At 68.3% G+C, this 3,787-nt stretch carries 2 protein-coding genes and 1 pseudogene; all 3 read left to right on the top strand.

Annotation, left to right across the window (positions count from 1 at the left end):
• Positions 1-136 precede the first annotated feature (136 nt).
• Positions 137-1,483, top strand: a complete 1,347-nt coding sequence (locus tag WBA11_RS05880) for a TrkH family potassium uptake protein (protein WP_424519779.1) — start codon at positions 137-139, stop codon at positions 1,481-1,483.
• A gap of 470 nt (positions 1,484-1,953) precedes the next feature.
• Complete coding sequence (atpD, locus tag WBA11_RS05875; protein WP_424519778.1) at positions 1,954-3,462, top strand: F0F1 ATP synthase subunit beta; 1,509 nt, start codon at positions 1,954-1,956, stop codon at positions 3,460-3,462.
• A gap of 92 nt (positions 3,463-3,554) precedes the next feature.
• Positions 3,555-3,787, top strand: a pseudogene (locus tag WBA11_RS05870) (F0F1 ATP synthase subunit epsilon); the annotation flags it as partial.

Below are 3,787 nucleotides of genomic sequence, written 5' to 3'. Positions count from 1 at the left end.
GTTCTGGGGTGTCGCGTTGGGCATCGTGTTGGCCCTGGCGCTCGGCGCGTGGGCCGCGCTCCGGCTCTCGCGCACGATCGCCGCGTCCTCGAGGGCGTAGCCCCGCCCGTTCCCATAGCTACTCCGCTTCCCGACGTTGAGCCCTCAGACTCGCTTCCGCGCCTCCGTTGCGCGCACCGTCCGGGGCGTTCACCCGGTCCGCTTGGTCCTGTTCGGCTACCTCACCTGCGTCGTCGTCGCGTGGGTGTTGCTGTCGTTGCCGTGGGCGCAGGCCGTCGCCGGGACGTCCGCCCTCGACCACCTGTTCATCGCGACGAGCGCCGTGTCCACGACCGGCCTGGCGACGGTCAGCCCGCCCGGTACGTACTCGCTGTTCGGCGAGTTGGTGATCTTGCTGTTCATCCAGATCGGCGGCATCGGCTACATGTCGCTCGGCTCGTTCATCGTGCTCTCTCGAGGGCGGCGCCTGTCGAAATCGAGGACGCGGATGCTCTCGGCCGACTTCGCGATGCCGCGCTCGTTCGCCCTCGACGAGTTCGTCCGCGGCGTGATCGTGTTCACGCTCCTGGCCGAGACGCTGGGCGCTCTCGCGCTGTGGGGCCTGTTCTCGAGCGCCGGCGTCGAGAACGCGTTCTACCAAGCCGTCTTCCACTCGATCAGCGCGTTCTGCACGGCCGGGTTCAGCCTGTTCGACACCAGCCTGGAGGCGTTCGCCGGAAACGCGGGCGTCAACTTCGTGGTCGCCGCGCTCGCCTACCTCGGCGCCATCGGGTTCATCGTCGCCGTCGACGTGTGGCGCGTCTGGACCGGCAAGCAGCCGCGCCTGACCACGACCTCGAGGATCATCCTGCGCCTGACGGCCCTGCTCACCGTCGGCGGTACCGTCGGCCTATTCTTGATCGAGGGCGACCTACTCGGGCCGACCCCGGCGCTCCAGTGGCTCGCGGCCTTCTTCCAGGCCATGACCGCCATGACGACGGTCGGCTTCAACACCGTCCCCATCGGCGGGCTGATCCCGGGCGCGCTGTTCCTGGTCATCCTGCTGATGGTCGTCGGCGCGTCGCCGTCCGGGACTGGCGGCGGCGTCAAGACGACGACGATCTCGGCCGTCTACGCCGTCGTGCGGAGCGTCTTGCGCGGCGAGGACGACGTGACCTACCGCGGTCAGCGCGTGCCCATCGACCGGGTCTTGGCTGCCGTGGCGTCACTCGCGTTCTATGCCACCGTCCTGATCGTCGGCCTGCTGATCCTGAGCCTGACCGAGACCGCTGACTTCCAGGCCATCGCCTTCGAGGCGACCAGCGCGCTCGGCACCGTCGGCCTGAGCGCCGGCATCACGGGCGATCTGACGGACCTGGGCAAGCTGACCATCGTCGGGCTGATGTTCGCCGGCCGCCTCGGCCCGCTGTCGTTCGGCTCAGCCCTCTTCCTGCGCGACGCGACGCCGGCCGTCCTCGAGGACGAAGTCGAGGTGATCCTGTAGCGTTTTGGGCGGGGCGACGTGTGTCGTCCTCATCCCCGAGGTCGAAGAGGGCGACAGGCCACCGCCCTCGAGGCCGTCAACGGGCACGGAACTCCCAAGCCGTCATCTTGAGCAAAGGGCGCAGCCCGGAGTCGAAAGATCTCGACGCGCCACGTTTCGCTATGGTGATTCACCCTCGAGGACGCGTCCCAACGTCTGATCGGCCTCGAGGACGAGCACGCCCCGTCGGTACGTTGCTGATGCCGCACCCGTCCAACCTCGATGTCGACTTTGGCGCCCATGATGCGATCGCGTGGAGCACGCTCCGCGGTGAGGCTGGCGCAGCACGGGAGGCTCGTGGCGATTGCGCGTGTAGCGGACGCCCTTCGAGGACGCGCCTTCCCAGAACCTTCGCCCGTCAGCCCCCGGCCGTTCACAGGCAACCAGTGCGCGCCTCGGTAGCTTCCGAGACCTCCTACCGACACAAGGAAATGGAAACCGTCCCGCCCGCCATCGGCACCACGACCGGCGCCGTCCTCCAGGTCATCGGCCCCGTCGTCGACTGCGAGTTCCCCGCCGACGCCGTCCCCGAGATCTACGACGCCCTCGAGGTCGACCGCGGCGACGACCCGACGCTCGTCCTCGAGGTCCAGCAGCACCTGGGCGAGAACCGCGTCCGCACGATCTCGATGGACTCGACGGACGGCCTGACGCGCGGCACCGTCGTCGTCGCGACCGGAAAGCCGATCGCGATGCCCGTCGGCGAGGCCGTCCGCGGCCGCCTGTTCAACGTCGTCGGCGAGCCCATCGACGGGCTCCCCGCACCGACCGTCACGGAGTACCGGCCGATCCACGCCGACCCGCCGAGCTACGACCAGCTCGCGACGTCGGTCGAGGTGTTGGAGACCGGGATCAAGGTCATCGACCTCATCCAGCCCTACGCGCGTGGCGGCAAGATCGGCCTGTTCGGCGGCGCCGGCGTCGGCAAGACGGTCCTGATCCAGGAGCTCATCAACAACATCGCCAAGGGCCACGACGGCTTCTCCGTCTTCGCCGGCGTCGGCGAGCGGACGCGTGAGGGCAACGACCTGATGCGCGAGATGCTCGAGTCGGGCATCATGAAGTACGGCGACGCCTTCATGCACAGCATGGAGGAGGGCGGCTGGGACCTCAGCAAGGTCGACATGGAGCAGCTGCGCGAGAGCCAGGCGACGTTCGTGTTCGGCCAGATGAACGAGCCCCCCGGCGCCCGTGCCCGCGTGGCCCTCTCCGGCCTGACGTTGGCCGAGTACTTCCGCGACCAGGGCGGCTCGGACGTGCTCTTCTTCGTCGACAACATCTTCCGGTTCACCCAGGCCGGCTCGGAGGTCTCCGCGCTCTTGGGCCGGATGCCGAGCGCCGTGGGCTACCAGCCGACCCTCGCGACCGAGATGGGGACGATGCAGGAGCGCATCACGTCCACCAAGAACGGCGCCATCACGTCGGTCCAGGCCGTCTACGTCCCGGCCGACGACTTGACCGACCCGGCCCCGGCCACGACGTTCGCCCACCTCGATGCCACGACGGTGCTGAGCCGCGCCATCGCGTCGCAGGGGATCTATCCGTCCATCGACCCGCTCGACTCGACCTCGAGGATCCTGAGCGCCGAGGTCGTCGGCGAGGAGCACTACCGCGTCGCCCAGGACACGATGGAGCTCTTGCAGCGCGACAAAGAGCTGCAGGACATCATCGCGATTCTCGGCCTCGACGAGCTGTCCGACGAGGACAAGCAGGTCGTCAACCGCGCGCGCCGCGTCCAGCGGTTCATGTCGCAGCCGTTCTTCGTCGCCGAGCAGTTCACGGGCACGCCGGGCAAGTACGTCAAGGTGGACGACACCGTCCGCGGCTTCAAGATGATCCTGGACGGCGAGCTCGACCACCTGCCCGAGGGCGCGTTCCTGTACAAGGGCGCCATCGAGGAGGTCATCGAGGCCGGCGAGAAGATGCTCGCGGAGGCGTAGAGACGTAGGTGTTGGGGACTGGGGGTTAGGGATTGGGGAAACGCTTCCCCGATGAACCCCCAACCCCTAAACCCCAACCCCCAAACCCCACTATGGCTGACTCCCTTCTCGTCGAGATCGTCTCGCCCGACCGCGCCGCGTACCGTGGCGAGGCCCGCAGCTTCCGCGCGCCCGGCGTCGAGGGCGCCTTCGAGGTCCTTCGTGGTCACGCGCCGATGCTGGCTGCCACTCAGACTGGAACCGTGACCGTCACGACGGTCGGCGGCGACCGGCTGCAGTTCGCGACCTCCGGCGGCTTCGTCGAGGTTCTCGACAACCACGTCAT

It is taken from the genome of Rubrivirga sp., from assembly GCF_049648075.1.
Classification (GTDB): domain Bacteria; phylum Bacteroidota; class Rhodothermia; order Rhodothermales; family Rubricoccaceae; genus Rubrivirga.
This window is presented reverse-complemented; position numbering and strand designations above follow the sequence as displayed.